This window comes from Vibrio sp. 2033 (genome assembly GCF_033339735.1).
Window position 1 is genome coordinate 1 of record NZ_JAWOVC010000298.1, and the last position, 746, is coordinate 746.

A 746-nucleotide genomic window follows, 5' to 3' on the forward strand; every position below is an offset into this window, starting at 1 on the left:
AAGGAATTGTTATTGCTTGTATAATCGCCGTTTATCAGTATTAACTAAAATAATTAATAGCAATGTCACAGAGCGACATCACCAGAAATGCCGCCGTACATTATAAAAAAGCCTAAGAAGGATGAGTGCATGAGTCAGGATAAGATCGATATCAAAGATGTGACTCCCAAGACTTTCAACCCGAAAACCCATAAAGGAAACGGGGATCGTTTTAACCCAAGCAATCGCATCTACGTTCGAGAAAGTAAAGGGACTTACCAAAAACTGCGTCGCTACGGTGGTTGGTTCTTACTGCTACTGTTTGCTTTGGTACCGTGGATCCCATACGGCGAGCGACAAGCGATCTTGCTTGATATCGGCAACCAGCAGTTCAACTTTTTCGGCACCACGCTTTATCCGCAAGATCTGACCCTACTCGCTCTGCTCTTTGTGATCGCAGCGTTTGGCCTGTTCTTCATTACCACCTTTTTAGGCCGAGTCTAGTGTGGCTATCTCTGCCCGCAAACCGTGTGGACCTTCATGTACATCTGGTTTGAAGAAAAACTCGAAGACAGCGCGAATAAACGTCGCAAACAAGACGCCAATAAACTCACCGCCAACTTAGCCATGCGTAAAACACTCAAGCACATCGCTTGGTTTGCTATCGCGCTCGCCACAGGATTCACCTTTGTTGGTTACTTTGTGCCGATGAAACAACTGGTGATTGATTTCTTCACCTTCAACGCGAACTTCTGGCCAGTATTCTG

General features: G+C 45.6%; 1 pseudogene. It reads left to right on the forward strand.

From position 1 onward, the window contains the following. Positions 1-129: 129 nt before the first annotated feature. Positions 130-746, forward strand: a pseudogene (locus R7P74_RS26200) (4Fe-4S binding protein); the annotation flags it as partial.